At 63.2% G+C, this 24,280-nt stretch carries 24 protein-coding genes and 2 tRNA genes; 12 read left to right on the forward strand and 14 right to left on the reverse strand.

The genetic code is table 11. From position 1 onward, the window contains the following. The first annotated feature begins 127 nt into the window (after nt 1-127). Entirely contained in the window at nt 128-1,780 is a 1,653-nt protein-coding gene (betA, locus tag J2X43_RS06020) for a choline dehydrogenase (RefSeq protein WP_310291766.1), read from the forward strand. A gap of 4 nt (nt 1,781-1,784) precedes the next feature. Here betA and J2X43_RS06025 read toward each other — a convergent pair whose 3' ends face one another. From J2X43_RS06025 to J2X43_RS06050, 6 genes are all read right to left on the reverse strand, one after another. After that, nucleotides 1,785-2,084 carry a type II toxin-antitoxin system RelE/ParE family toxin gene (locus J2X43_RS06025; protein WP_112386392.1) on the reverse strand — a complete coding sequence of 100 codons (300 nt, stop codon included), beginning with the start codon at nt 2,082-2,084 and terminating at the stop codon, nt 1,785-1,787. Further along, nucleotides 2,081-2,356: a YlcI/YnfO family protein gene (locus J2X43_RS06030; RefSeq protein WP_112386393.1), complete on the reverse strand. Its 276-nt coding sequence runs from the start codon at nt 2,354-2,356 to the stop codon at nt 2,081-2,083. Before J2X43_RS06030 ends, J2X43_RS06025 begins: the two co-directional genes overlap by 4 nt. Nucleotides 2,357-2,422: 66 nt before the next feature. Beyond that, nucleotides 2,423-2,788 (reverse strand): type II toxin-antitoxin system VapC family toxin, encoded by a 366-nt coding sequence (locus J2X43_RS06035; protein WP_112386394.1) that lies wholly within the window; start codon nt 2,786-2,788, stop codon nt 2,423-2,425. Continuing rightward, the gene (locus tag J2X43_RS06040) at nt 2,782-2,997 is read right to left on the reverse strand and encodes a ribbon-helix-helix protein, CopG family (RefSeq protein WP_310291771.1); all 216 of its coding nucleotides are present in this window, start codon (nt 2,995-2,997) and stop codon (nt 2,782-2,784) included. The genes J2X43_RS06035 and J2X43_RS06040 overlap by 7 nt, the downstream gene beginning before the upstream one ends. An 82-nt stretch (nt 2,998-3,079) precedes the next feature. Continuing rightward, nucleotides 3,080-3,556, reverse strand: coding sequence for a DUF6644 family protein (locus J2X43_RS06045; protein WP_310291773.1), 477 nt, complete (start codon nt 3,554-3,556; stop codon nt 3,080-3,082). 3 nt (nt 3,557-3,559) lie between these two features. After that, on the reverse strand, nt 3,560-3,943 hold the full coding sequence (locus J2X43_RS06050; RefSeq protein WP_112386396.1) for a DUF6152 family protein: 384 nt from the start codon (nt 3,941-3,943) through the stop codon (nt 3,560-3,562). A 149-nt stretch (nt 3,944-4,092) separates the two neighbouring features. Between J2X43_RS06050 and J2X43_RS06055 the strand changes: the two genes are divergently transcribed. Further along, the gene (locus tag J2X43_RS06055; RefSeq protein WP_310291777.1) at nt 4,093-5,442 is read left to right on the forward strand and encodes a chloride channel protein; all 1,350 of its coding nucleotides are present in this window, start codon (nt 4,093-4,095) and stop codon (nt 5,440-5,442) included. Here J2X43_RS06055 and J2X43_RS06060 read toward each other — a convergent pair. Further along, nucleotides 5,439-5,885 (reverse strand): Rrf2 family transcriptional regulator, encoded by a 447-nt coding sequence (locus tag J2X43_RS06060; protein ID WP_112386399.1) that lies wholly within the window; start codon nt 5,883-5,885, stop codon nt 5,439-5,441. The two genes, J2X43_RS06055 and J2X43_RS06060, sit on opposite strands and share 4 nt — an antisense overlap. 420 nt (nt 5,886-6,305) lie before the next feature. Between J2X43_RS06060 and J2X43_RS06065 the strand changes: the two genes are divergently transcribed. From J2X43_RS06065 to cysN, 3 genes are all read left to right on the forward strand, one after another. Next, nucleotides 6,306-7,049, forward strand: a complete 744-nt coding sequence (locus J2X43_RS06065) for a phosphoadenylyl-sulfate reductase (protein WP_310291782.1) — start codon at nt 6,306-6,308, stop codon at nt 7,047-7,049. A 114-nt stretch (nt 7,050-7,163) separates the two neighbouring features. After that, entirely contained in the window at nt 7,164-8,117 is a 954-nt protein-coding gene (gene cysD, locus J2X43_RS06070) for a sulfate adenylyltransferase subunit CysD (protein WP_112386401.1), read from the forward strand. A 1-nt stretch (nt 8,118) separates the two neighbouring features. After that, nucleotides 8,119-9,600: a sulfate adenylyltransferase subunit CysN gene (gene cysN / locus J2X43_RS06075; protein WP_310291786.1), complete on the forward strand. Its 1,482-nt coding sequence runs from the start codon at nt 8,119-8,121 to the stop codon at nt 9,598-9,600. 32 nt (nt 9,601-9,632) lie between these two features. On the opposite strand, the gene J2X43_RS06080 is transcribed toward cysN, so the two are convergent. From J2X43_RS06080 to J2X43_RS06090, 3 genes are all read right to left on the reverse strand, one after another. Continuing rightward, nucleotides 9,633-10,667 (reverse strand): LacI family DNA-binding transcriptional regulator, encoded by a 1,035-nt coding sequence (locus J2X43_RS06080; RefSeq protein ID WP_310291789.1) that lies wholly within the window; start codon nt 10,665-10,667, stop codon nt 9,633-9,635. Between the two features lie 243 nt (nt 10,668-10,910). Continuing rightward, the gene (locus tag J2X43_RS06085; RefSeq protein ID WP_162698651.1) at nt 10,911-11,147 is read right to left on the reverse strand and encodes a hypothetical protein; all 237 of its coding nucleotides are present in this window, start codon (nt 11,145-11,147) and stop codon (nt 10,911-10,913) included. Between the two features lie 64 nt (nt 11,148-11,211). After that, nucleotides 11,212-11,288 (reverse strand) — tRNA-Pro (locus J2X43_RS06090). 271 nt (nt 11,289-11,559) lie between these two features. On the opposite strand from J2X43_RS06090, the gene J2X43_RS06095 reads away from it, so the two are divergent. After that, nucleotides 11,560-11,973: a hypothetical protein gene (locus J2X43_RS06095; RefSeq protein ID WP_112386511.1), complete on the forward strand. Its 414-nt coding sequence runs from the start codon at nt 11,560-11,562 to the stop codon at nt 11,971-11,973. Between the two features lie 160 nt (nt 11,974-12,133). On the opposite strand, the gene J2X43_RS06100 is transcribed toward J2X43_RS06095, so the two are convergent. Then, nucleotides 12,134-12,208 (reverse strand) — tRNA-Gln (locus tag J2X43_RS06100). A gap of 161 nt (nt 12,209-12,369) precedes the next feature. Here J2X43_RS06100 and J2X43_RS06105 point away from each other — a divergent pair. The 4 genes from J2X43_RS06105 to J2X43_RS06120 are packed head-to-tail and all read left to right on the forward strand — an operon-like array spanning nt 12,370 to nt 15,769. Further along, entirely contained in the window at nt 12,370-12,666 is a 297-nt protein-coding gene (locus J2X43_RS06105; RefSeq protein ID WP_112386405.1) for a cupin domain-containing protein, read from the forward strand. A gap of 3 nt (nt 12,667-12,669) precedes the next feature. After that, the gene (locus J2X43_RS06110) at nt 12,670-13,584 is read left to right on the forward strand and encodes an MBL fold metallo-hydrolase (RefSeq protein ID WP_310291794.1); all 915 of its coding nucleotides are present in this window, start codon (nt 12,670-12,672) and stop codon (nt 13,582-13,584) included. Next, a complete protein-coding gene (locus J2X43_RS06115) occupies nt 13,584-14,042 on the forward strand; it encodes a thiol-disulfide oxidoreductase DCC family protein (protein WP_310291796.1) in 459 nt (152 codons plus the stop codon). The genes J2X43_RS06110 and J2X43_RS06115 overlap by 1 nt, the downstream gene beginning before the upstream one ends. Beyond that, nucleotides 14,039-15,769, forward strand: coding sequence for a DUF4166 domain-containing protein (locus J2X43_RS06120; RefSeq protein WP_310291800.1), 1,731 nt, complete (start codon nt 14,039-14,041; stop codon nt 15,767-15,769). Before J2X43_RS06115 ends, J2X43_RS06120 begins: the two co-directional genes overlap by 4 nt. On the opposite strand, the gene J2X43_RS06125 is transcribed toward J2X43_RS06120, so the two are convergent. Beyond that, on the reverse strand, nt 15,721-16,629 hold the full coding sequence (locus J2X43_RS06125) for a DUF1499 domain-containing protein (RefSeq protein WP_310291802.1): 909 nt from the start codon (nt 16,627-16,629) through the stop codon (nt 15,721-15,723). The two genes, J2X43_RS06120 and J2X43_RS06125, sit on opposite strands and share 49 nt — an antisense overlap. A gap of 257 nt (nt 16,630-16,886) precedes the next feature. Here J2X43_RS06125 and J2X43_RS06130 point away from each other — a divergent pair, with 257 nt between their 5' ends. Both J2X43_RS06130 and J2X43_RS06135 read left to right on the forward strand, forming a co-directional pair. Further along, nucleotides 16,887-17,276 carry a hypothetical protein gene (locus tag J2X43_RS06130; RefSeq protein ID WP_310291803.1) on the forward strand — a complete coding sequence of 130 codons (390 nt, stop codon included), beginning with the start codon at nt 16,887-16,889 and terminating at the stop codon, nt 17,274-17,276. Nucleotides 17,277-17,375: 99 nt separating this feature from the next. Further along, nucleotides 17,376-17,651 (forward strand): hypothetical protein, encoded by a 276-nt coding sequence (locus J2X43_RS06135; protein ID WP_310291805.1) that lies wholly within the window; start codon nt 17,376-17,378, stop codon nt 17,649-17,651. 8 nt (nt 17,652-17,659) lie between these two features. Here J2X43_RS06135 and ppdK read toward each other — a convergent pair whose 3' ends face one another. Beyond that, entirely contained in the window at nt 17,660-20,326 is a 2,667-nt protein-coding gene (gene ppdK, locus J2X43_RS06140) for a pyruvate, phosphate dikinase (RefSeq protein WP_310291809.1), read from the reverse strand. Nucleotides 20,327-20,739: 413 nt separating this feature from the next. Further along, nucleotides 20,740-24,201, reverse strand: coding sequence for a chromosome segregation SMC family protein (locus J2X43_RS06145; protein WP_310291811.1), 3,462 nt, complete (start codon nt 24,199-24,201; stop codon nt 20,740-20,742). Nucleotides 24,202-24,280 lie beyond the last annotated feature (79 nt).

The raw sequence follows: 24,280 nt of genomic DNA on the forward strand, positions 1-24,280 counted from the left end.
GCCAAGCCGGAGAGGTCGAGCGAGCGGCTGCGCCCAGCCGATCTCCCCACCCGTGGGGGAGATGGGCGGCAGGCCAGAGGGGGGCGGCCACGGCACAACCTGAATATTGCAGCTGGAGCATATTGAGATGCAGCAAGCAGATTTCGTCATTATCGGCTCCGGCTCGGCAGGCTCGGCGCTTGCCTATCGTCTCTCCGAAGACGGCAAGAATACCGTCATCGTCATTGAGGCAGGCGGATCGGATTTCGGGCCGTTCATCCAGATGCCGGCAGCCCTTGCCTGGCCGATGAGCATGAAGCGCTATAACTGGGGCTATCTCTCCGAGCCCGAGCCGAACCTCAACAACCGGCGCATCACCGCGCCGCGCGGCAAGGTGATCGGTGGCTCCTCCTCGATCAACGGCATGGTCTATGTCCGCGGCCACGCCGAGGACTATAACCGCTGGGAAGAGCTTGGCGCTCGGGGATGGGCCTATGCCGACGTGCTCCCCTACTTCAAGCGCATGGAACACAGCCATGGCGGCGAGGAAGGCTGGCGCGGGACGGACGGGCCGCTGCATGTGCAGCGCGGCGTCTTCCGCAACCCGCTGTTCCAGGCCTTCGTCGAGGCCGGCAAGCAGGCGGGCTTCGAGACGACGGAGGATTACAACGGCTCGAAGCAGGAAGGCTTCGGGCTGATGGAACAGACGATCTTCCAGGGCCGCCGCTGGTCGGCTGCATCAGCCTATCTGAAACCGGCGCTGAAGCGGCCGAACGTCAAGCTGGTCTATGGTCTCGCCCGCAAGGTGGTGATCGAGAACGGCCGGGCTACCGGCGTCGAGATCGAGCGTGGCAATACGGTCGAGGTGATCAAGGCGAACCGCGAAGTGATCGTCTCGGCCTCGTCCTTCAATTCGCCGAAGCTGCTCATGCTCTCCGGCATCGGCCCGGGCGCGCATCTGCAGGAGATGGGCATCGAGGTGAAGGCCGACCGGCCCGGCGTCGGCGCCAATCTGCAGGACCATATGGAATTCTATTTCCAGCAGGTCTCGACCAAACCGGTGTCGCTCTATTCCTGGCTGCCTTGGTTCTGGCAGGGAGTTGCGGGCGCGCAGTGGATGTTCACCAAGTCGGGCCTGGGCACGTCGAACCAGTTCGAGGCCTGCGCCTTCCTGCGCTCAGGCCCGGGCGTCAAGCAGCCCGACATCCAGTATCACTTCCTGCCTGTCGCCATCAGCTATGACGGCAAGGCGGCGGCCAAGAGCCATGGTTTCCAGGTACATGTCGGCTACAATCTCTCGAAGTCGCGCGGTAACGTGACGCTGCGCTCATCCGATCCGAAGGCCGACCCGGTCATCCAGTTCAACTATATGAGTCACGCCGAGGACTGGGAGAAATTCCGCCACTGCGTGCGCCTGACCCGCGAGATCTTCGGTCAGCAGGCCTTCGACCAGTATCGCGGTCCGGAGATCCAGCCGGGCGAGAGCGTGCAGACCGATGATGAGATCGACGCCTTCCTGCGCGAGCACCTGGAAAGCGCCTACCACCCCTGCGGCACCTGCAAGATGGGCGCCAAGGACGACCCGATGGCCGTCGTCGACGCCGAAACCCGCGTCATCGGCGTCGATGGCCTGCGCGTCGCCGACAGTTCGATCTTCCCGCATGTGACCTACGGCAACCTCAACGGCCCGTCGATCATGACCGGCGAAAAGGCGGCCGATCATATTCTCGGCAAGCAGCCCTTGCCCCGCTCCAATCAAGAGCCGTGGATCAATCCGCGCTGGGAAGTGAGCGACCGATAGACGGTCAGTGGTAGTCGTCTTCGCGCTGGTGGCGGATGGCGGCTACCGTGACTGTTTTGCTGTTATCGATCCTGAACAGGATAATGTAACCCGCTGATCCAAACGGCACCAATAGTTCGCGCAACAGAGAGTTTTCGCCGGGTGCCTTGCGGCATGAAAAGGGAAACTCTTCGATGACGCCCATGGAAGATGTTATGGTCTGTAGCGCTCGCATGGCGGCTTCTTCGTCTCTATCCAACATATAGGCGTAGAGACGCTTCAGATCGGCTCGGGCTTTTGCGGTAAGCCGAACCTTGTAGCTCAAGCGGAAGGCTTTCCAGAGCGCTTGGCATCGAGCATGTCCTTCAGCTCACCGAGAACCTCCTCGGCGCTATAGTAGATGCCCGTCCGTTCGGCCTCGGCCAGCGACGCCAGCCCCCGCGCGATAAACTCCGCCTGCGTCTTGCGATAGTGAACCTGACGCCGCAGTGAATCTTCCATCAGCGCCGAAAGGGTCTCCCCCTCCTTCAACACGCTCTCGGCGGCTGCCCGCAGCTCGGGGTCGACGCGAAGGGATGGCAGTGTTGCGGTTTTCATGGCTCGCTCCATGCGTTGCAATTGCGATGCATGATGCTCTCAAACTGTGCTGCTTTCAAGCCTGCGCTAGCGCTGGTAAGGCACGCGGATGCCCGGATTGCCTGCCGGGAAATCCTTGGTGTTGCGGGTAACGAGCAGCATGGCGTGAACGTCTGCGCTGGCCCAAATGATGGCGTCGGGCAGCTTGATGCGATGCTTCTGGCGGAGTGCGACGGCGCTTTCGGCGATGCTGCCGTCAAGCGCTATGACATCGAAGCTGTTCAGGAAGCCGCGAGTGGCGGTTGCGTGTTCGGGCCGGGCGCCGATCAAAACCTCCATCCAGGTGATGATGCTGATTGCCTGCTGCTCATAGCGCAATAGTTCATCACGGGCCTCCGGCACCGCGTTCAAATAATCGATCAGGATGTTGGTGTCGAAGAGCGCCTTCACCATTCGCTGCGAAGCTTTTCCTGGTAGGCCAAACCATCGGCAGCCTGATCGCCCCAGAGACCGAAGGCCTCCTCATCCTTCAGCCGGTCGCGGCGTTTCAGGAAGTCGTCCACAGCCTCGCGGATCAACGATGAGCGGGAAACCTTTTCCTCGCGGGCGATCTCATCCAATGCTTTCAGCTCGGCCTCGCCGATGTCGATCAGTGCGCGCATCAGTCTCTCCGCGATATCATATATGTATATCGTATCGCGAACTGCGGCTCAAATCGATGCCGAACTTCAAGTTCAGAATCAACTAGAGGAAGCCGATCCAACGTCCTGCGAGCAGACTCGCAATCCAGGCGGCGGCGGAGATGGCGGCGGCGATGCGGATGCGTGTTGGCGCGATCTCGTCGGCGAGTGTCTTGTGCCAGCCCCTCCCCGCGTGGACGAGCGCCGCGTTGGCAATGCCGAGGGCGATGATCGAAAGCTTGGCGAGGAGGGCGGGGTTTTCGGCGTACTCGGCGGGGCGGACGCTGAAGAGGAGCGTGCCAGTGACGATCGCCAGCGCGAGGCCGGTGGCTGCCGCGGCGGAGAGGAACGGGCCGATGACGGCGAGCGGCACCGATGGGAACCAGCCCATGAGCCGGAGATCGAGCGGCAGGATCGCGCCGATCAGCAGCGCGATCGAAAGAATGTGGGCGGCATTGACGACGATGTAGAGCAGCGCCGAGCGCCTGAGGGCGACGGCAGGCGGCGCTGCGGCGATCCATTCGAAGAGCTCTGCGGCCATCCGTCAGTTCGTCTGGATGCGTTCGGGATAGATGTCGTAGCGCTTGCCTGATACCGTGATGCGCACGGCCTTCATGCGTTTCTCACTGGCGTCCTGCGAACGGTTGCCGAGTGCGACGATCGCATCGCCGTTCCTGGCCGAACCCTCGACGAAGCCGGATCGCTCCGTCTGGCGCGGATTGCCGAGCTCGACCCGCCAGACGCCATCGGCCGCGGCGACATAAAGCGACGGATGCGGGCCGCCCATCGAGATCTGCTGGATCGTGCCCTTCAGCTCCATCTGCTCGGCTTCGGCCCAGGACCAGCCGTGATGTGCGGCAGCGCCGGTTGCGAAGATCGCCGCGAGTGCTGCGGCAGCGATCGATTTTTGGATCAAGGATATGCGCATATGAGGTCTCCCTACCCTGTTGCGGCAAAGGGCAAGTGGCGCAGCACCCGGGCTTCGGAAGGTATTTCACCGAATGTTGAAACAAGGGGTGATCTTTCCCGCCGATTGGGACTAGAAGATTAAGCCCCCATCACGTGCCAGAGTCCCCCATGCCTGCCTTCTATCGCAATTCCAAGCTGCTCCGCCGCTCCCGTATCTTCTGGGGATCCTTCTCGCTCTGGCGGCCGCGGCTGGTGTTCTGGTGCGGTGCCTTGGCGATCGGGGTGATCAGCGTCGCCTTCGCAAAGCTCGCCGATCTGGCGCAGAAAGCGTTTGGCAGCCTGACATCCTCGGGCGAATGGGCCTTCCTGCTGCCGCTGATCCTGACACCCACGGTCTTCATGCTGTCGGCCTATCTGGCGGCGACGCTGTTTCCGAATTCGCAGGGCAGCGGTATTCCGCAAGCGATTGCCGCGCGGCATCTGCGCGAAGAGGAAGACCGGACGCGGCTGCTGTCGCTCCGGATCGCCTTCGGCAAGATCGTGCTGACGGTACTCGGGCTGTTTTCCGGCGCCTCGATCGGCCGCGAGGGGCCGACGGTGCAGGTGGGCGCCTCGATCATGCTTGCGGTTGCCCGCTTCGGCGGCATGGCGCAGGCGCGCGGGCTGATCCTTGCCGGTTCGGCGGCAGGCATTGCTGCCGCGTTCAATACGCCGCTTGCGGGTATCGTTTTCGCCATCGAGGAGATGAGCCGCACCTATGAAGCGCGGGCCAACGGGCTGGTGCTTACGGCCGTCATCCTCTCCGGTCTCGCGGCCCTCGGGCTGGCAGGCAGCTACACCTATTTCGGCGAAGCCTCTGTTGCGCCAACGCAATTGCGCGACTGGGGCCTCGTGCTCGTCTGCGGCATCGGCGGCGGCGCGCTGGGTGCGGCCTTCAGCGGCTTTGCCCTGCATTTCGGCCAGAAGATTCGCCGCTGGGCGCAGCCGCAACCCTTGAAGCGCATGCTCGTGCTGGCCGGTACCTGCGGACTGGCGATCGCCGTCATCGGCGTTCTCTCCGGCGGCACCACCTTCGGCACCGGCTACGAGCAGGCCCGCGGCGCCGTCGAGGGACATGCGCTGCCGCTGCTGTTCTTCGTCGAGAAACTGGCCGCCAGCTTCCTGTCGATGCTTTCAGGCATTCCGGGCGGCATCTTCGCGCCGTCGCTTGCGGTCGGCGCCGGTTTCGGCAGCACGGTCGGATCGGCTCTCGGCACCAGCATCGCGCTGGCGGCGATCCTTGGCATGGCCGGATATTTCGCCGGCGTCGTGCAGGCGCCGATGACAGCCTTCGTCATCATTCTCGAAATGACCGGCGACCACCAGGCCGTGATCCCGATCATGGCGGTCTCGATGATCGGCTACGTGACCTCGCGCATCCTCTCGCGCGAACCGCTCTATCACGGCCTGTCACGGGTGTTCATCGCCGCCGCCATTCGGGCGCGGCGGGCAGTCGAGAGGGAAGAAGCGGCTAGCTAGGCCAGCATCCGCGTGACCACAGCGCCCTTGGCGGGCGCGACGGCGTCGGCGATTGTTGTCGAGAACAGCACCTTGCGGGTGGCGTCGGCGACCTTGGCGAAGACGTGGCGGATTTCGCAGTTTTGTTCGCCGTCGCAGTCGTCGCATTTGCGGTAGGCGGTGATCGACAGGCAGGGGAGCGGCGCGATCGGGCCGTCGATGATGCGCAGGATTTCGCCGAAGGTGATCATGTCGGCGGGCTTCAAGAGCAGATAGCCGCCTGCCTTGCCGCGGCGGCTGGCGACGATGCCCTGGTGCTTGAGGTCGAGAAGGATCTGCTCGAGAAACTTTTTCGGGATTTTCTGCTGTGCAGCAATGTCCGAGATCATCACCGGTTCGCGGGCGTCGGCCTCGGCCAGCACCGTCAGCGCCCGGAGCGCATATTTTGCTTTCTGCGTAATCATTTTAGACCGTCACACACACCAGCGGCCCTTCAGCCCTGCCGCTTTTCAAGCTTTGCTTATCCCCTATGGCACAGCCAGCATGAACGGAATTTGAACGTGCCGGCAAAAGCCTTGAGATACAAGCATTTTGGCCTTGTTTTTGAACCTCGGCCAATGGGCGCAATTCTACGTCAAAATTGCGCCTTTCGCACGTTTTCGCGCATCACTTCAGATTTCGAATTGACAGGCGCCGTGTAACTCTACTAAATCACTAGAGATTGAGTTGCCTGACGGAGTTTTGACGCCGGGGCGGCTGCTTTTCTGCATTGCGGCAGCTTAGGAGAGATATTTGCTCCTGCTTATGCTGCTTTCGAAATCCCTTTTTCTGTCCGACCCATCCTGTTGCTGCGATACTCCGGCCAACTTGAGGACAGGATTGCCATGACTGTTATCCATACAATCGAAGAGGCCGAGGCGCTGAATGCGAAGCTCTCGTCTCTCGACCTTGCCGGAAGGCTGGCCTTTGTTGCCGGCCTCGGCGGCCGCGTGGTCTTCACGACCTCGCTCGGCATCGAAGACCAGGTGATCACCGCCGAAATCGGCAATCACCGCCTGCCGATCGACGTCGTGACGCTGCAGACCGGACGCCTCTTTCCGGAAACGCTTTCGCTGATCGACGAGACCGAGAGCCAGTACGACATCAAGATTTCCCGCTACGAGCCTGAACAGGCGGATATCGACGCCTATGCGGCGAAATACGGCCTGAACGGCTTCTACGAGAGCGTCGAAGCCAGGCATGCCTGTTGTGGCGTGCGCAAGCTGAAGCCGCTTGCGCGCGCACTCAATGGGGCAACCATCTGGATCACCGGCCTGCGCCGCGGCCAATCCAACAATCGCGCCGATACGCCTTTTGCCGAATATGACGCCGAGCGTCATCTCCTGAAGGTCAATCCGCTGGCCGATTGGGATATCGACGTGATCAAGGCCTATGTCGCCGACAACAGCGTGCCGGTGAACCCGCTGCATGCGCGCGGCTATCCCTCGATCGGCTGCGAGCCCTGCACCCGCGCCATCAAGCCCGGCGAGCCCGAGCGCGCCGGCCGCTGGTGGTGGGAACAGGACGAAAAGCGCGAATGCGGCCTGCATGTTGCCGAAGAGGCATCGGCGATCCCGGCCCAACAATAACCTGCCGGTTTCCGGATCAAATGCGGCCACCGCCGCCAACCGGAAACCAGCTGTCACAAGATTTCATTGCGGCAACCTCCCGTCCGGCAATGAGTGAGAAGTCTGGAGTAACACATGCCCGATACCCGTCAGGATACGGAACTCAGCAATCCGCAGAGCAGCAAGCCGCCGCTCGATCCGCATCTGAAGGCACTGGAAAACGAAGCGATCCATATCTTCCGTGAGGTTGCCGCCGAGTTCGAACGCCCCGTCATGCTGTATTCGATCGGCAAGGACTCATCCGTCCTGCTGCATCTGGCGCGCAAGGCCTTCTATCCGGGCCGCGTCCCCTTCCCGCTGCTGCACGTCAATACCGGCTGGAAGTTTGCGGAGATGATCACCTTCCGCGACAAGATCGTGAAGGAATATGATCTCGACCTGATCGAGCACATCAATCCGCGCGGTGCGGCCGAAAACATCACGCCGTTCACTTATGGATCGGCCCGCTATACCGACATCATGAAGACGGAAGCGCTGCGCAATGCGCTCGACGCCGGCAAGTTCGACGCTGCCTTCGGCGGCGCGCGCCGCGACGAGGAAGCCAGCCGCGCCAAGGAACGCATCTATTCGTTCCGCACGCCCGACCACCGCTGGGACCCGCGCAACCAGCGCCCCGAGCTCTGGAACATCTATAATGGCCAGATCCGCCAGGGCGAAAGCGTTCGCGCCTTCCCGCTGTCGAACTGGACCGAAGTCGATATCTGGCGCTACATCCAGGCCGAGCAGATTCCGATCGTGCCGCTCTATTTCGCCGCCAGGCGCCCGTTCGTCGAGCGCGACGGCATGATGATCGATGCGACCGATCCGCGCCTCGAGCTTTTGCCCGGCGAAGTCAAGCAGGAGGATTCGATCCGTTTCCGCACGCTCGGCTGCTTCCCGCTGACGGGCGCGATCCGCTCGACGGCCACCACCCTTGAAGACATCATCGCGGAGCTGGAGATCGCCACGGTTTCCGAGCGCCAGGGCCGCGCCATCGACCGGGATCAATCCGGCTCCATGGAAAAGAAGAAGCGTGAAGGATATTTCTGAGATGACCGCAGCAAACCTCGCCAACGCCGTCGCCCCTGCAGCCGAGCCTGTTGCGGCCGTGCGCGATACGCGGCCGTTGCGCCTCATCACCTGCGGCTCTGTCGATGACGGAAAGTCAACGCTGATCGGCCGTCTGCTTTGGGACACCAAGGCAGTCAAGGAAGACCAGGCGGCAACGCTGCAGCGCGATTCCACCGGCAAGCAGAACGATCTCGGCCTGCCCGATTTCGCATTGCTGCTCGACGGCCTGCAGGCCGAGCGCGAACAGGGCATCACCATCGATGTCGCCTATCGCTATTTCTCGACCGACAAGCGCTCGTTCATCGTGGCCGATACGCCCGGCCACGAGCAGTACACCCGCAACATGGCGACCGGCGCCTCTACCGCCGATCTCGCCGTTTTGCTGGTCGATGCCCGCGCCGGCATTCTGGAACAGACCCGCCGCCACGCCACCATCGCGTCGCTGATGGGCATCCGGCAGTTCGTGCTGGCGATCAACAAGATCGACCTGACCAACTACGACCGCGCTGGCTTCGACAAGATCGTCCACGAATTCAAGGAATTCGCGCTGTCGCTGGGCGTCAAGCAGATCACCGCGATCCCGATGTCGGCGCTGAAGGGCGAGAACGTCGTCTATTCCGGCCAGGCCGCCATGCCCTGGTACAACGGCCCGACGCTGGTCGAGACGCTGGAACTGGCGAGCGTCCGCTCCGGCCAGTCAACCGGATTCCGCTTCTCGGTGCAGCGCGTGTCGCGCCCGGGTGAAAGCTTCCGCGGCTATCAGGGCACGGTTGCCGGCGGCTCGGTGAAGCCGGGTGACAGCGTCATGATCCTGCCGTCGGGCATGGTTGCCAATGTCTCCAAGATCGTCACTTTCGATCTGGTGCGCAATGCGGCTGTTGCAGGCGATGCGATCACTCTGGTGCTCGATCGCCAGGTGGACGTTGCCCGCGGTGACATGATCGTCTCGATCGATGCGCAGCCGCAGACGGGTGTGAACTTCGACGCCCAGATCGTGGCGCTCCAGCCCGAAGGCATCGAATCAGGCAAGCGCTACTGGCTGAAGAGCGGCAGCCGCCGCCAGCGCGTCCAGGTGCAGCCGATCGCCCAGCTGGAGCTGAAGAGCGGCGCCTGGGCTCCGGCCGAGCGTCTCTACATGAACGCCATCGGCAAGGTGCGGCTGATCTTCGACGAAACGGCGATCTTCGATCCCTATGAGCTGAACCGCGCATCGGGCTCCTTCATCCTGATCGATCCGGAGACCAACAACACGATCGCCGGCGGCATGGTCAGCGGCAAGCGCAGCGATGTCAGCGGCCTGCATGGCAACGAGGCTCGCGTCATCCTCTCGCTCCCGGCCGATCTCGCCGAGCAAATCATGGCAAGCGAGCTCTTCGCCAGCCGCCGTGACGAGGCGCATGTGCAGCGGATGACGGCAGCGGAAGCCGCCGATCTCTGGAAGAACGCCGCCAGCGACATCTGAGACGAAAAAAGGGGCCGAAAGGCCCCTTTGCTTTACCGGGTCGAGCCGCGCTCGATGACCTGGAAGCCGAAGTCGATATGGGCGATGCCGGGCTCCTCCTCACGGACCGCGTTCAGCAGCATATCGGCAACGCGATGGCCCATCTGATAGCGCGGAATACTGACGGTCGTCAGCGCCGGCTCGCAGTGAATGGCGTAGTCGAGATCGTTGAAGCCGCAGATGCCGATATCGTCGGGAACGCGCAGGCCGCGGGTCCAGCATTCAAGAAGCGCACCGACGGCAAGATCGTCGTTCTGGCAGAACACCGCATCCACATCGGGTGCAGCTTCCACCAGATTGCTGAAGAGTTCGCGTCCGGCGCCAATGCCGTTCATCCCGAGGCAGCTTGCAACGAGCGCCTCGTCAAAATACCCGGCCTGGCGCATCACATCCGCATAGCCTTCGAAACGGCGGCGCGGACGGGTATCGCGGCGGCATCCGACAAAGGCGATGCGGCGGTAATTCTTCGACAGAAGCATGCGGGTGGCGGCGGCGCCGGCCTCGTAGTGATCGACAGCGGCCACCAGTCCCTCTGCCTTCTGGCTGACATCGACGATATGAGCAACCGGACAGGCGGCGGCGCTGAGCAGCGGCGCCAGGGCATCGTAATATTCTGCACCGGCAACAATGATACCCGCCGGTTTCTGCGCCAGGAAAGATTTCAGCTGGCTCACTTCCTGATCGGGATCATAGAGCGTATTGGCATATTGCACGCGCAGATCCGTCGCCCGCAGGCGATCCTCGATGCCGGTCATGATATCGGTAAAGGCGTGCTGATGAAGCGCAGGCGTAATGACGCCGACAACGCCGCTGTGGCGGCTGGCAAGCGCCCGGGCGGCCAGGTTGGGCACGTAGCCCATTTCATCGACGGTGCGCAGGATAAGCTGGCGCAAATCTTCGGAAACGATTTCGGGATTGCGGAGTGCCCGGGAAATGGTGATAGGGCTGACCCCCACCTTCTTGGCAACGTCACTCAATCTCACATGCGCAAAGCGCTTACTGTCCCTACCAGGCACTGCATTCCCCATTCCGGCATTACACGCTGCGAACCTGCCTCCCCTTCGACTCGCCATACCTTTGTGAAGAGAAATTAAATTAGAGTCCACTAACCCTTCTCCGTTTTGCGACGAAAGGTGTAGCAAAACCGGGCAGGCGGAATTCGCGCTGAAATGCTTCTACGCGGGATATCCTATGACGGATCACCGCAGGCGGAAATTGACTGCAAAATAGCCTTTTGTCATCCGGCGTTTCGAGGGAACGAGCGCGGCGCGCTATTCCATGACGACCAGCAGCTCGCCGCTATCGACGACTTCGAACATCGAGCTGTCGATGAGACGCACCGCAGCGCCCTCGCCCGTGCACCAGAAGCGGGCGCCGGGATAGCGGCGCATACCGGCGGCGGTATTCGTGACGATCAGATGGCGGCGCTCGTAAAGCCTGACCGGCAGGCCATTGCTGTCGATGCAGGCGCGCTCGCCCAGCGTCTCGACCGATGTCTCGCCATCCATTTTCATCGTCTATGCACCTGCGATGCCGCAAAAGAAAAAAGCCCACTTGCGCGGGCTTTTCGGCTGGTCGGAGTGGCAAGATTCGAACTTGCGACCCCCACGTCCCGAACGTGGTGCGCTACCAGACTGCGCTACACTCCGTGACCAGCGGCGCCTCTATAGAACGGCGCCTGTTATTGCGCAAGCGCCAAATTTCAAAAAACTGACGCATTCAGCAGCACCTTGCGCGGCACCCGCAAGGCCTTGCGAACCTGCAACAAAAAGACACACCTGCAGCAAATTTCGCAAACGCGAAGGCGGGGCAATTTTCTTTTGCCGGGTTCCGCGCTAAAGCGCTTTCCGGGACAAGCGGAAACCGCTCCATTGCAGCGATTCCCGCCGTCGAATGCGCGACAATTCAGGGACGATACATATGAAACTCCGCACCTTTGCCGCGGCCGGGCTTGCCATTGCGCTTGCCGGCTGCACGACCATTCCTTCTGCCGGCGATCCCGTTTCCGCACGCTGGAACGGCCAGTCGGCCGGCAAGTTCTTTGCCGCCTACGGCCCGCCGCTCAGCGACGCCGAAAATGGCTCCTCCGTCGTCTACACCTGGAAGGGCGGCTACAAGACCGTGCGCGTTCCAGCAAAATATGCCGAAGGCGAAAACGGCAAGCGCGGCAAGCAGACGGCCCCTGCCCGCACGCTCTACCTGCGCTGCCAGGCCGAAATCACCACCAATTCCGACTACACGATCCGCAACATCCGCACGGTCAACGATATCCCGGGCGAAAGCGGCAAGTCCTATTGCGCCGAATTCCTGGCCCCGGCCCAGCCGGCTGGCTGATCGGACTCAGCGTTCGAGATTTATGGCAGGCGGTCGAGAGGCCGCCTGTTTTCGTTTGTGGATATGTGTCGCGTGGAGGAAATGAATACGTCGCGCGGAAAAGCCGAGCGACGCGAATGAACGCGTTCTGGCATCCTATGCAAAGACGCTGAAGAGATAGTGGCTGGGGCGCCAGGATTCGAACCTGGGAATGCCGGTACCAAAAACCGGTGCCTTACCGCTTGGCGACGCCCCACCAGGCATTGAGCGGAAACCGCTGTGCCGAAGCGAGGCCTGATTAGCAAAGGTGCCGCCTCGTCACAATCACTAAGTTCGGCGCAGCCGCATATTTCTGTGCGATGCGGCGGGAGGCATGATAGGTCTTTGATCAGACGAGAACGCCTTTCTGGAGTAGTGATGAGCCAGTACCGTGCCCGCCCGCCTGCCCTCGCAACGCTGCTGCTCGATGACGCCGTGGTGCGGATCACCCGCTGGGATTTCGAGCCGGGCGCGGATACCGGCGTGCATACGCATGGTTACGGATATGTCGTGGTGCCGATGACCGATTGCCGGTTTCTGATCGAGGAAGGGGCCGAGAGCCGCCGCGTCGATATTGCCAAGGGTGCGGCCTACCGGCGCGAAGCGGGGACAGAGCACAATGTCGTCAACGCCGGCGACGAGCCGATGTCCTTCATCGAGATCGAATACAAGTAAGCCATGCCGAGCCCGCGTTTCGACCTGACATTCGTGCCTTCCCATGGCATGCCGGTGACGGTGGCGCCCGGCATCCAGCGGCTGACGGTGAACAATCCGAGCCCCTTCACATTTCACGGCACCAACAGCTATATCGTCGGCGCCGGATCCTCTGTTGCGGTCATCGATCCGGGGCCCGAGGGCGATGCGCATTTCGAGGCGCTGATGGCAGCCCTTTCCGGGCGCCGCGTCTCGCATATCCTGATCACCCATACACATCGCGACCACTCGCCGCTTGCCGCCCGGCTGAAAGCCGCAACCGGGGCGCTGACGGCGGGCGAAGGCCCGCACCGTGCCTCGCGGCCGCTGCATGCCGGCGAGATCAATCCCTTTGCCGAGAGCTCGGATACCGGCTTCGTGCCCGATATCACGCTTTTAGATGGCGACGTGATCGAAGGCGAAGGATTTGCACTCCGCGCCGTGCTGACGCCCGGGCATGCGGCGAACCATGCGGCCTTCGCGCTCGAGGGCACGGAGATCCTGTTTTCAGGCGACCATGTCATGGCATGGGCGACGTCTATCGTTGCACCGCCCGACGGCTCGATGCGTGATTACATGGCGTCGCTCGACAAGCTGATTGCAAGGCGCGACCATCTGCTGCTGCCCGGCCATGGCGGGCCGGTGAAGCATCCGCTGACATTCCTGCGCGCGCTGAAAACGCACCGGCGCATGCGCGAACGGGCGATCCTGGAACGCATCAAGGGCGGCGACCGGCGGATCCCCGACATGGTCAAGGCGATCTACCGCGATACCGATCCGCGGCTGCATGGAGCCGCCGGCCTTTCGGTGCTGGCGCATATCGAGGATCTGGTGGAGCGCGGCAAGGTGAAGACCCACGGACCACCGGCACTGATGGGCGAATATTGGGCGGCGGGATGATGACAAACGGGCAGGCAGCCTACAGCTACCGCATGGATGACAGCGTTCCGGCCTTTGCCGATGACGCGCCTGTCATCGTCTTTGACGGCGAATGCATCTTCTGCTCCGGCTGGGTGAAATTCGCACTGAAACACGACAGAACAGGGCGCTACCGCTTCCTGACCGCACAATCGCCACTCGGCGAGGCGCTTTACCGGCATTATGGGCTCGATGCCCGTGACTACGAGACCAACATCTTCATCGACGGCGGACGCGCCTATTTCAAGTCCGAGGGGTCGATCCGGATGATTGCCGGGCTTGGCTTCCCATGGTCTCTCATCTCGCTACTGCGCATCCTGCCGCGGCCGCTTGCCGACCGTCTCTACGAATTCATCGCCCGCAACCGGCTGCGTATCGCAGGCCGCAGCGCCAGTTGTTTTGTGCCGACGCCTGAGGTCAGGAGCCGCTTTCTCGGATGAGTACAAGCGGGCTTCGCGTGCTGATCATCGGCGGCTACGGCGCGTTCGGCAGCCGGCTGGCACGCTTGCTGGCCGGGGATCCGCGCTTCCATCTGCTTGTCGGAGGGCGGTCGGCGAAGAAGGCCGAGACGTTTGCCGCCGGGCTCGAGGGACGTGCAAAGGGCGTGGTCTTCGACCGCAATAGTGATGTGCAGGCCCAGCTTGCGTTGCTCAGGCCCGCGGTCGTCGCCGATCTCTCGGGACCGTTTCAGGAGATGGGCGAGGATCGCTATCGGGTCGCCCGCGCGGCGATAGCGCTCGGGATCGACTACATCGACGTTTCAGACAGCCGCGAGTTCGTCAGCGGCATCGACGCGCTCGACGTCGAGGCGAAGGTGCGCGGCGTCTTCGTGCTTTCCGGGCTCAGCAGCTTTCCGGCGCTCTCGTTTGCGGCGGCCGAAAAGCTCGCGATCGAATTTGCCGAGGTCCACAAGGTAAGCAGCGGAATTGCCCCCTCGCCGCGCGCCTCGATCGGGCTCAACGTCATCAGGGCGATCGCCAGCTATGCCGGAAAGCCGGTCAAGGTCACGCGGGGCGGCATCCCGGCAGAGAGTACGGGGCTTGCCGGAGGACCAGGCATGGTGATCGCGCCGCCCGGCTGCGTTCCGCTCCGCTGGCGCCGCTTTCTGCTGGCCGATACGCCAGATCTTTCGCTTCTGCCACAGCGGTTTCGCCATTTGCGGGAGGCCTTTACCGGGGCTGGTACGGAGCCGCAATGGCTGCAATCACTCCTGATCTTTGCCGCCCGCCTCGTTCGCTACCGGCTGCTGCCGTCGCTTGCGCCATTTGCGCCGCTGATCCATGCCGCGAGCCGCCGCCTTGCATCCGGCGAAGCCCGCGGCGGCATGTTCGTGCGCCTGGAAGGCTTGGGGCATGACAGGCAAGCGTTTGCCGCCACCTGGCATCTGGTTGCCGAAGGCGATGATCCCTTCATTCCGGCGATGGGTGCAGCCGTGCTGTTGCGCGCGCTGGCAGACGGGAAGCGGCCGGGCAGCGGGGCGCGCGCGGCGATAGCGGAGCTTCCGCTTGGCGCCTTCGAGGATGGGTTTCGGCCCCTGGCGATCCGCACAGGCATCCGCCGGCAACGTGCTGGCGATCGGCGCCTTTCGCTTTATCAGCGGGTGTTGGGCGATGAAGAATGGCGGATGCTGCCGCCGGCGGTGGCGGCGATGCATGCGTTAAACGATGGCGAGATGCGTGTTTGCGGCCGGGCGCGAGTGGAGCGCGGGAGCGGCCTGCTTGCCGGCCTCGTCGCGGCAATCATCGGCTTTCCGCGTGCCGCTGACGATATCCCTGTCAGCGTGACGTTCAAGGAAAAGCATGGGCGGGAGACGTGGACGCGGAACTTCGGCGGCCGGCGTTTCCGCAGCCGTCAATCGGAAGCGTCGGGACACCACGCGCACCTGCTAGCGGAGGACTTCGGACCGGTCCGTGTGTTTATCGCGCTAGTGCCCGAGGGCGAACGGCTACACCTCATCATCCGCGGCTGGCGGATCTTCGGCCTGCCCCTACCACTGTTTCTGGCGCCTGACGGCAATACATTCGAAGAGCAGCGCGACGGGCGCTTCCACTTCCACGTCGAGATCGGCGGGCGGCTGACAGGACTGATCGTGCGCTATACCGGCTGGCTCGAGCCGGATCAGCCGGCGATGCCGAGCAGCTCGACATCGAGCGCTTCGAGAAACTGATCGGCGATACCGGCGCTGAAACCGAGGTCGTTCTGGCCATAGCGCGAGGCGACCCGGATATCGACGAAGGTGGTTTCGGCTTCTTCGCGCAGGCGGATGACGATGTCGAAGCGCAGGCCGAGGATCAGCGTGCGGCGTTCGCCCTGCAGCGTCACGCCATTGGCGCCGCGGATCAGTTTGGCGACGTCATCATCGAAGGGGCGCGGCGTCGGCACGGGCACCTGGTCCGGGGCCTCGGCGACCGCATCGCCATTCGGCTGCGGCGGCTTGGCCGGAGCATCTTCCAGATCGCGAGCCGGTTCGCTTTCGCCCTTGCTTTTGGTGATGGTGATGCCGTTCTGGCGCGCGACCTTCTTCACCGCATCGAGAACACGGTCTATGGCGCCCTCATAGCGGCGGCCGGTCAGTTCGGGATAGGCTTCCAGCTGCTTTTCGCGATCGGTACCGGCAATCTCCGTGCTGCGCTTCATCCAGATCTGGTCGGCATGCGGCGGAGACAGCCATTCCGGCGCCGAGACGAGATCGGTCGAGACGTCGTAGATAGCAGGGAGGGTGAAATAGCGCTCGGCTGCCAGACCGCCGAAAGCCAGCGGGGCGGCGGCGAAAATGATGGCCTTCATGGCATCGAGGCCGCCTTCGGCACCCGATATCCAGAGGCTTCTCAGACCCGCGAAGGCAAGCAGGAAGGCGAGCAGCGAAAATCCCGTCGATACCAGGACGAGCAGGACCATATAGGGCGTCGCCAGCCCGCCGAAGCGGTGCGCCAGAAGCACGGCAGCCCAAAGCACCAGCGCAAACGCCCCGAAGCGCCGCGCGAAGCGGGCCGAACTGGAAACGGGGCGGTCGAAACGGATGGCCATCAAACTTACCAGTTACAGGCGGGCACACGCCCGGCGCGGACGCACGAAGCACCCGCACCTTGTTTATGGCAAGATTCGCCTAGATTTTGAAACTGTTGTCTCTCGCGGGAGGCCTCAATCCACCAAAAGGCGGAGATGGCCTGCATGAGCAATGTCTGATATGCCGTAAAAAGGCCATTCTGGCGGGTTTTCCTGCCGATTGGGAGGTTGTGGGGCATGTTTCGTCAGCGAGGCATGCGCGTTTCAGGAGAAGAGCCATGCTTTCACCGGAAATGACAGAACGACATAAGGCGCCGGCGCTGGGTGCGGTCGATACATCCGAGCCTTTCCTGCCGATGGAGCTTCTGGAATTGGAGCTCTCGCTGGAAGGCTATACCGGCGGCGAGGCAGGCTTCTGCGAAGCGGTGCGGACGGCTGCCGGAAAGGCCGGCGGCGAATTCCTGTTCGATCTTCCGGCTGCCGGGCTGATCGACGATTGCCGCCGTATCGCGGTGCTGCGCGTTCCGACGTCCGGGTCGGACACGCGGGTGGTGCTTGCCGTTCTCGATCGCGACGGCATCGAGATCCGCATGCAGGCACCGGACGACGAGACCGTGCATCTGGTGCGGTTCGCCGATGCGTTCATCGAGGTTCTGGAACGAATCTGATGCACCGCGCGTTTTCCGCTGCGGATTGATGTGGAGTTGACGCGGCCCGGCAAATCGCCTCATGTCCGCAGCACCGCTTCCCGCACCGGAGACTGTACCATGCGTTTTTCCGCCCTTCCCTTCACGCTCGCAGCGCTGGCGATCGGCCTTTCGGCCTGCCAGACGATGACGCCTGAAGAGCGGCGCGCCGCCGACGAGCGGCAGTGCCTGAGCTACGGTTTCAAACCCAGCACCAGCGCTTTTGCCACCTGCCTGCAGCGCATCGATCTCGACCGGCGTGCCGATGCCCGCGCCTTCCGTATCCAGGCCGACGAAAACTTCGACGACTTCATGGCCGGGCCGCGCTACTATCCGCGTTACTACTATCGCCGCTAGTACCGGTCTCAGTGGCCGCCGTTGATGGCGGCCTGCGCTGCCGCCAGCCGGGCGATCGGCACGCGGAAGGGCGAGCAGGAGACATAGTCGAGGCCGATCCGTTCGCAGAAATGGATCGAGGCGGGATCGCCGCCATGTTCGCCGCAGATGCCGAGCTTCATGTCATTGCGGGTGCGCCTGCCGCGCTCGGCGGCGATGCTGATCAATTCACCGACACCATCAAAATCCAGCGAGATGAAGGGATCATGCTCGATGATGCCCTTGCGCTGATAGGTCGGGATAAAGGCCGAGGCGTCGTCGCGCGAGATGCCGAAGGTGGTCTGCGTCAGGTCATTGGTGCCGAAAGAGAAGAATTCGGCGGCTTCGGCGATGGTGTGAGCCCTGAGAGCTGCGCGCGGCAGCTCGATCATCGTGCCGACCAGGTAGTCGATCTTGATATCCGCTTCCGCCATGACCGCCTTGGCGATCGTATCGATCCGCTCCTTGACGTAGTCGAGCTCAGAGCGGAGGCCGACGAGCGGCACCATGATTTCAGGAACGACAGCGGCGCCGGTTTCGTGGGCCGCCGCGATCGCCGCCTCGAAGATGGCACGGGCCTGCATCTCGACGATTTCGGGATAGGAGATGGCGAGACGGCAGCCGCGGTGGCCGAGCATCGGATTGAACTCGTGCAGCGCATCGACGCGCTGGCGAAGCGCCAGGGGCTCCATGCCCATGGCCGCCGCCACATCGGCGATTTCCTCATCCGTCTTCGGCAGGAATTCGTGCAGCGGCGGATCGAGCAGGCGGATGGTGACCGGCAGGCCATGCATGACGTTGAACAGGCTGGTGAAATCCAGCCGCTGCATCGGCAGAAGCTTGTCGAGCGCGAGGCGGCGGCCCTTCTCGTCTTCGGCGAGGATCATCTCGCGCATCACATGGATACGGTCGCCTTCGAAGAACATGTGCTCGGTACGGCAGAGCCCGATGCCTTCGGCGCCAAACGAGCGGGCCGCGCGGGCATCCGCCGGGGTGTCGGCATTGGTGCGCACGGTCATGCGGCGGACGCGATCGGCCCAGCCCATGATGCGGCCGAAATCGCCGGAGAGCTCCGGCTGGATCATCGGCACTTCGCCCTTCAGCACCTGGCCGGCTGAGCCGTCGATGGTGATGATGTCGCCCTTCTTCAGCGTCACGCCGACGCCGATCAAGCGTTCGTTGCGCAGATCGATGCGCATGGTGCCGGCGCCGACGACGCAGGGGATGCCCATGCCGCGGGCGACGACAGCCGCGTGGCTGGTCATGCCGCCGCGTGTCGTCAGGATGCCTTCGGCGGCGTGCATGCCATGAATATCTTCGGGGCTTGTCTCGACGCGCAGCAGGATGACCTTGCGCCCCTCCTCCTCGGCCGCCACGGCCTCTTCGGCGGTGAAGACGATGGCCCCCGTCGCAGCCCCGGGCGAAGCCGGCAGGCCGCTGCCGATCACCTGGCGCTGGACGCGCGGATCGATCGTCGGGTGCAGCAGCTGGTCGAGCGTCGAGGGCTCGATGCGCAGCACCGCTTCCTCCTCGGTGATCAGCTTTTCGTCTACCATATCGACGGCGATCCGCATGGCGGCACGTGTCGAGCGCTTGCCGGAACGGGTCTGCAGCATCCAGAGCTTGCCGCACTCGATGGTGAACTCGATATCCTGCATGTCGCGGTAATGGGCTTCGAGCTCGGAACAGATACGGGTGAGCTCGGCAAAAGCCTCCGGCATCAGTTTTTCGAGCGACGGACGCTCGGAGCCTGAGTTCAGGCGTCCATCCTCGGTGATGCTCTGCGGCGTGCGGATGCCGGCGACGACATCCTCGCCCTGCGCATTGACCAGGAACTCGCCATAGAAGGACTTCTCGCCGGTCGAGGGATTGCGGGTGAAGGCGACGCCGGTGGCCGAGGCATTGCCGAGATTGCCGAAGACCATGGCCTGAATGTTGATCGCCGTGCCCCATACTTCGGGGATATTGTGCAGCATCCGGTACGTGACGGCACGGGCGCTCATCCAGCTAGCGAAGACAGCGCCGACAGCACCCCAGAGCTGGACTTCCGGCTCCTGCGGGAAGGCTTCGCCAAGCTCTTCCTCGATCATGTCCTTGTAGAGCGAGACGACATGCTGCCAGTCGCCGGCCGAAAGCTCGGTATCGTATTCGTGGCCGAGACGTGCCTTTTCGTCTTCGAGGATTTCCTCGAAGACCTCATTGTCGAGGCCCATGACGACATCGGCATACATCTGGATGAAGCGGCGATAGCTATCCCAGGCAAAACGGGCGTCGCCGGCATCATGGCCGAGCGCCTGCACCGTCTCGTCGTTGAGACCAAGGTTGAGGACAGTGTCCATCATGCCCGGCATCGAGACGCGGGCGCCGGAGCGCACGGAGAGAAGCAACGGATGATCAGTGGCGCCGAAACGGCGGCCGGTGGCCTTTTCAATGCCTTCCACGCCGGCGCGGATCTGTGTCTTCAGATCATCGTCGAGCTTGCGGGAGTTCTTGTAATAAGTGGCGCAGGCATCGGCGACGATCGTTAGACCGGGCGGGACCGGCAGCCCCAATGCGCACATTTCGGCAAGGTTGGCGCCCTTGCCGCCCAGCACGTCACGATCACGCGCACGGCCTTCCGCCTGCCCGTTTCCGAACGTATAGACCAGCTTGGACATATTTCCCCCGCCTCATTCTCCGGGACCACCTTAATCCCTTGGTCCGGAAATGAAAATCGACAAATACGGCAAAATGTTGCACCGCACAATCAATGCAGCACATCAAACCGTTTGAATGTGGGGAACGCATAAAAAAGCTTTGCGGGACTGCAACAACGGTCCCGCAAAGCCTTATTTCCGTCCAGCCAGGAAAACTGGACGGGGGGTCCACCTATGCCATCAAGCCCGGTTTTGCCCTCGTCCCGGAGTTGTCAGCATTATCCAACATGCGCGACAGAAATCGTTTTTCGGCGATCTCCTCATTCGCTAAGGACAACTTCTAATGCAAAAACAAGGGGAAAGCATCACCCAATTGGGTTAACGTATGAGCAAGACCCTAACTTTTTTGGGGTTTTCTCGAAACGCCTTTGTTTTCAAGCGGTTTCGCGCAGGCGCTCAGCCGTCTGCAGGTCGACGGATACAAGCTGCGAGACACCCTGTTCGGCCATCGTTACACCAAAGAGGCGATTCATGCGGGCCATCGTGATCGGATTGTGAGTGATGATCACGAATCGAGTTTCGGTCGAAGCGGCCATTTCATCCATCAGGTTGCAATAGCGCTCGACGTTGTGATCGTCGAGCGGCGCATCCACTTCGTCGAGCACGCAGATCGGCGCCGGATTGGTGAGGAAGACCGCAAAGATCAGTGCCATCGCCGTCAGCGCCTGCTCGCCGCCTGAGAGCAGCGTCATGGTCTGCGGCTTCTTGCCGGGAGGGCGGGCGAGGATTTCGAGGCCGGCTTCCAGGGGGTCGTCGGATTCGATCAGCTGCAGCTCGGCCGTGCCGCCGCCGAAGAGATGGGTGAAGAGCCGCTGGAACTGGGCGTTGACGACATCGAAGGCGGCAATCAGGCGTTCGCGGCCTTCGCGGTTGAGGCTCTGGATCGCGCCGCGCAGCTTGCGGATCGCATCGATGACGTCGTCGCGTTCCTTGATCAGCGCCTCCAGCTTGTCGCTGAGCTCCTTCTGCTCTTCCTCGGCGCGCAGGTTGACGGCGCCGAGACGCTCGCGCTCGATCTTCAGCCGTTCCAGGTCACGCTCGACTTCGCGCGGATCGGGGATCGACTGCATCGGCTGAAGGCCGGTCAGGCGGAAGGCTTCGTGGGGCGCGACATTCAGCGCCTCGCGGATGCGGCTTTCGCTTTCCTGGCGTTTTTCGCGGGCGGAGACCAGGCGCTCCTCGGCGCGGCCGCGGCGCTCGCGGCTTTCGGCAAGTTCGGACAGTGCGGTGGCCGCCTTGTGGTCGGCGTCGCGCTGAACAAGTTCGGCGGCGGCCAGAAGATCGGCTGCGGCGCGGCGGGCCTCGTCGGCCTTCTGCAATTCGGTCAGCAGCGCGCGGCGCTTGTCGTCGAATTCGTCCGGCGCCATTTCCAGCTCTGAGGCCTCGTCGCGCGCTTCCTCTTCGCGGTCGCGCAGCGTGGCAATATGGTCTTCGGCGCTTGAGGCGCGCTGGCGCCAGGTTTCACGCTCCTGGCCGATGGCGACGATCCGGCGCTGGCGGGCATCATTTTCGCGGTTCAGGCTGTCATGGCGGGCGCGGGCTTCGGCAGCGAGACCGCGATCGGTCGCGACTTCCATCTGCTGCAGGCGCAGGCGCTCGTCGATCGCCGTCAGATCCGGCGCGTCCTCGAGCTCGATGCGGGCATTCTCTTCCTGGATGGCGATGTCTTCCTGCTGCGACTGCAGCTGGCTGACGGCCTCTGCCACCACGTCACGGCGGCGGACGAGATCACCGGAGGCCCGCTCGGCCGCGGCCAGCGCCTCGCGCGCTTCGGCCAGATGACGGGCGGACAGGCGGCTCATGTCGCGGGCGTCGTTCAGCCGGCGCTCCTCGCCGCGGATCGCTTCAGCGGCAACGGCAAGCTGCTCTTCGGCTTCGGCAAGCACATCGCGGGCGATCGAGACTTCGCTTTCGAGCTCCGCCAGACGGTTCTTCTGGGCGAGCCGCAGTGCCGCAGCACTTGGGGCATCGGCACCGGTGACATGGCCATCCCAACGGTAGACGGCGCCCTCACGGGTCACCAGACGCTGGCCGGGCTTCAAGTCGCGCACCAGACGATGGGCATCGGCGGCGGCGACAAGGCCGATCTGCTTCAGGCGGCGGGTAAGTGCCGATGGCGCCCGCACATGGTTCAACAGCGGGACAGCGCCTGACGGCAGTGCCGGATCGGCCGATCCGTCGCCATTCTCCGACCAGTGCGCCGGCGCCTTCGGATCGAGTGGGGATTCCAGATCGTCACCAAGCGCGGCGCCGAGCGCCGTTTCGAAGCCGCGATCGACCCGCAGCTCTTCGGCAACCGGCGGAAACTCGCCTGCGGCGGCACCGGCTGCCAGCATCCGCTGGATGGTGCGGGCCTCGGTTTCCAGGCCGTTCAGCTTCGAACGCGCCTCATCGACAGGCGCGCGCGACAGGGCTTCGGTACGGCGGGCCTCGGCAAGCGCCTGCTCGACGGCCTGAATGCCTGCCTCGGCTTCGGCAAGGGCGATCTCGCCTGCCTCGACCATGGCGCGCTTCTCTTCCGGATCCGCCAAAGCCGAGACCTTTTCGGCGATCGCCGTCAGTTCGCGGTTCGCCTCGTCCATCTGGCGTTCCAGGCGCATCTTGCGATCCGTGAGGTCGCGGATGGCGCGTTCCAGCTGGTTGCGGCCGGCAGCGGCTTCGGCGCGCTCGGCGGTCACAGATGTGAAGATACGCTCGCTATCGGCAAGCTTGGCCGCGGCTTCCTCGAAGGCTTCGCGCAGTTCTTCGGCATGGCGGCCGGAATCGGCGAGGATATCGTTGATCTCGGCCTCTTCGGCATCGAGGCGCGCGAGGATTTCGGCGTTGTCGGAGACCAGCCGCTCTTCGCGGCGGATGTCTTCGGCAAGCTGGGCCAGACGGCGGGTCAGCTCGTCGCGGCGGCGCAGGATGCGGTTGGCATCCTCTTCCAGCTGCGTCTTGGCAATCTGCAGGCGCTGCAGCGCGGCGGCGACCCGGGCTTCCCCTTCGCGCAGTTCCGGCAGCTTCAGGCTGGCGATCCCTTGCGTCTTCGCCGCTTCCATCTGCATCTGCGCCTTTTCGGCGACGACGACGGTTGCCTGGTTCAGCGCACTGTCGGCCTCGGCTTCGGTCTCCTTCGCCTGCACCCAGCGGATATGCAGCAGCATCGCTTCGCGGGCACGGATATCGGCAGACAGCGTCTTGAAGCGGTTGGCCTGACGGGCCTGACGCTTGAGGCTTTCGATCTGGCTTTCAAGCTGCGAGGTGACGTCGTCGAGACGCTCAAGATTGCCTTCGGCGGCGCGCAGGCGAAGCTCGGCTTCGTGGCGGCGCGAATGCAGGCCGGAGATGCCGGCGGCCTCTTCGAGCAGCTGGCGGCGGGCCTGAGGCTTTGCCGAGATCAGCTCGCCGATGCGGCCCTGCCCGACCATCGACGGCGACCGGGCGCCGGTGGAGGCATCGGCAAACAAGAGCTGCACATCCTTGGCGCGGCTTTCCTTGCCGTTGATGCGGTAGACCGATCCCTGCTCCCGCTCGATGCGGCGCGTCACCTGGATTTCGTCGCTGTCGTTGAAGGCGGCAGGCGCGGTGCGATCGGCATTGTCGAGATAGAGCGCGACTTCGGCGGTGTTGCGCGCCGGGCGGTTGCCGGAGCCCGAGAAGATCACGTCATCCATGCCGGATGCGCGCATGTTCTTGTAGGAATTCTCGCCCATCACCCAGCGGAGCGCTTCCACGAGATTGGACTTGCCGCAGCCATTCGGACCGACGACGCCGGTCAGCCCGCGCTCGATGACGAATTCCGCCGGTTCGACGAAGGATTTGAAGCCGACAAGGCGCAGCTTGTTGAACTTCATGCGGCCCTCTCCCCGACGGGGAAAAGAAGAGGCGCAAAATAAAAGACGGGCAGCCCGAGAGGGCCGCCCGTCAGATTAG

The sequence above is a fragment of the Rhizobium sp. BE258 genome (assembly GCF_031457345.1).
Classification (GTDB): Bacteria; Pseudomonadota; Alphaproteobacteria; order Rhizobiales; family Rhizobiaceae; genus Rhizobium.

Bases quoted from the DNA above. Each gene is read 5' to 3' on its own strand.
- J2X43_RS06120 (WP_310291800.1), top strand. From the start codon at position 14,039: ATGAGTACAAGCGGGCTTCGCGTGCTGATCATCGGCGGCTACGGCGCG.
- J2X43_RS06125 (WP_310291802.1), bottom strand. From the start codon at position 16,629: ATGGCCATCCGTTTCGACCGCCCCGTTTCCAGTTCGGCCCGCTTCGCG.
- J2X43_RS06110 (WP_310291794.1), top strand. From the start codon at position 12,670: ATGCCGAGCCCGCGTTTCGACCTGACATTCGTGCCTTCCCATGGCATG.
- J2X43_RS06080 (WP_310291789.1), bottom strand. From the start codon at position 10,667: ATGGGGAATGCAGTGCCTGGTAGGGACAGTAAGCGCTTTGCGCATGTG.
- J2X43_RS06085 (WP_162698651.1), bottom strand. From the start codon at position 11,147: ATGGATGGCGAGACATCGGTCGAGACGCTGGGCGAGCGCGCCTGCATC.
- cysN (WP_310291786.1), top strand. From the start codon at position 8,119: ATGACCGCAGCAAACCTCGCCAACGCCGTCGCCCCTGCAGCCGAGCCT.
- J2X43_RS06105 (WP_112386405.1), top strand. From the start codon at position 12,370: ATGAGCCAGTACCGTGCCCGCCCGCCTGCCCTCGCAACGCTGCTGCTC.
- J2X43_RS06030 (WP_112386393.1), bottom strand. From the start codon at position 2,356: ATGAAAACCGCAACACTGCCATCCCTTCGCGTCGACCCCGAGCTGCGG.
- J2X43_RS06045 (WP_310291773.1), bottom strand. From the start codon at position 3,556: ATGGCCGCAGAGCTCTTCGAATGGATCGCCGCAGCGCCGCCTGCCGTC.
- J2X43_RS06145 (WP_310291811.1), bottom strand. From the start codon at position 24,201: ATGAAGTTCAACAAGCTGCGCCTTGTCGGCTTCAAATCCTTCGTCGAA.
- J2X43_RS06065 (WP_310291782.1), top strand. From the start codon at position 6,306: ATGACTGTTATCCATACAATCGAAGAGGCCGAGGCGCTGAATGCGAAG.
- J2X43_RS06115 (WP_310291796.1), top strand. From the start codon at position 13,584: ATGACAAACGGGCAGGCAGCCTACAGCTACCGCATGGATGACAGCGTT.
- J2X43_RS06095 (WP_112386511.1), top strand. From the start codon at position 11,560: ATGAAACTCCGCACCTTTGCCGCGGCCGGGCTTGCCATTGCGCTTGCC.
- J2X43_RS06135 (WP_310291805.1), top strand. From the start codon at position 17,376: ATGCGTTTTTCCGCCCTTCCCTTCACGCTCGCAGCGCTGGCGATCGGC.
- J2X43_RS06130 (WP_310291803.1), top strand. From the start codon at position 16,887: ATGCTTTCACCGGAAATGACAGAACGACATAAGGCGCCGGCGCTGGGT.
- betA (WP_310291766.1), top strand. From the start codon at position 128: ATGCAGCAAGCAGATTTCGTCATTATCGGCTCCGGCTCGGCAGGCTCG.
- J2X43_RS06050 (WP_112386396.1), bottom strand. From the start codon at position 3,943: ATGCGCATATCCTTGATCCAAAAATCGATCGCTGCCGCAGCACTCGCG.
- ppdK (WP_310291809.1), bottom strand. From the start codon at position 20,326: ATGTCCAAGCTGGTCTATACGTTCGGAAACGGGCAGGCGGAAGGCCGT.
- cysD (WP_112386401.1), top strand. From the start codon at position 7,164: ATGCCCGATACCCGTCAGGATACGGAACTCAGCAATCCGCAGAGCAGC.
- J2X43_RS06035 (WP_112386394.1), bottom strand. From the start codon at position 2,788: ATGGTGAAGGCGCTCTTCGACACCAACATCCTGATCGATTATTTGAAC.
- J2X43_RS06055 (WP_310291777.1), top strand. From the start codon at position 4,093: ATGCCTGCCTTCTATCGCAATTCCAAGCTGCTCCGCCGCTCCCGTATC.
- J2X43_RS06060 (WP_112386399.1), bottom strand. From the start codon at position 5,885: ATGATTACGCAGAAAGCAAAATATGCGCTCCGGGCGCTGACGGTGCTG.
- J2X43_RS06040 (WP_310291771.1), bottom strand. From the start codon at position 2,997: ATGCGCGCACTGATCGACATCGGCGAGGCCGAGCTGAAAGCATTGGAT.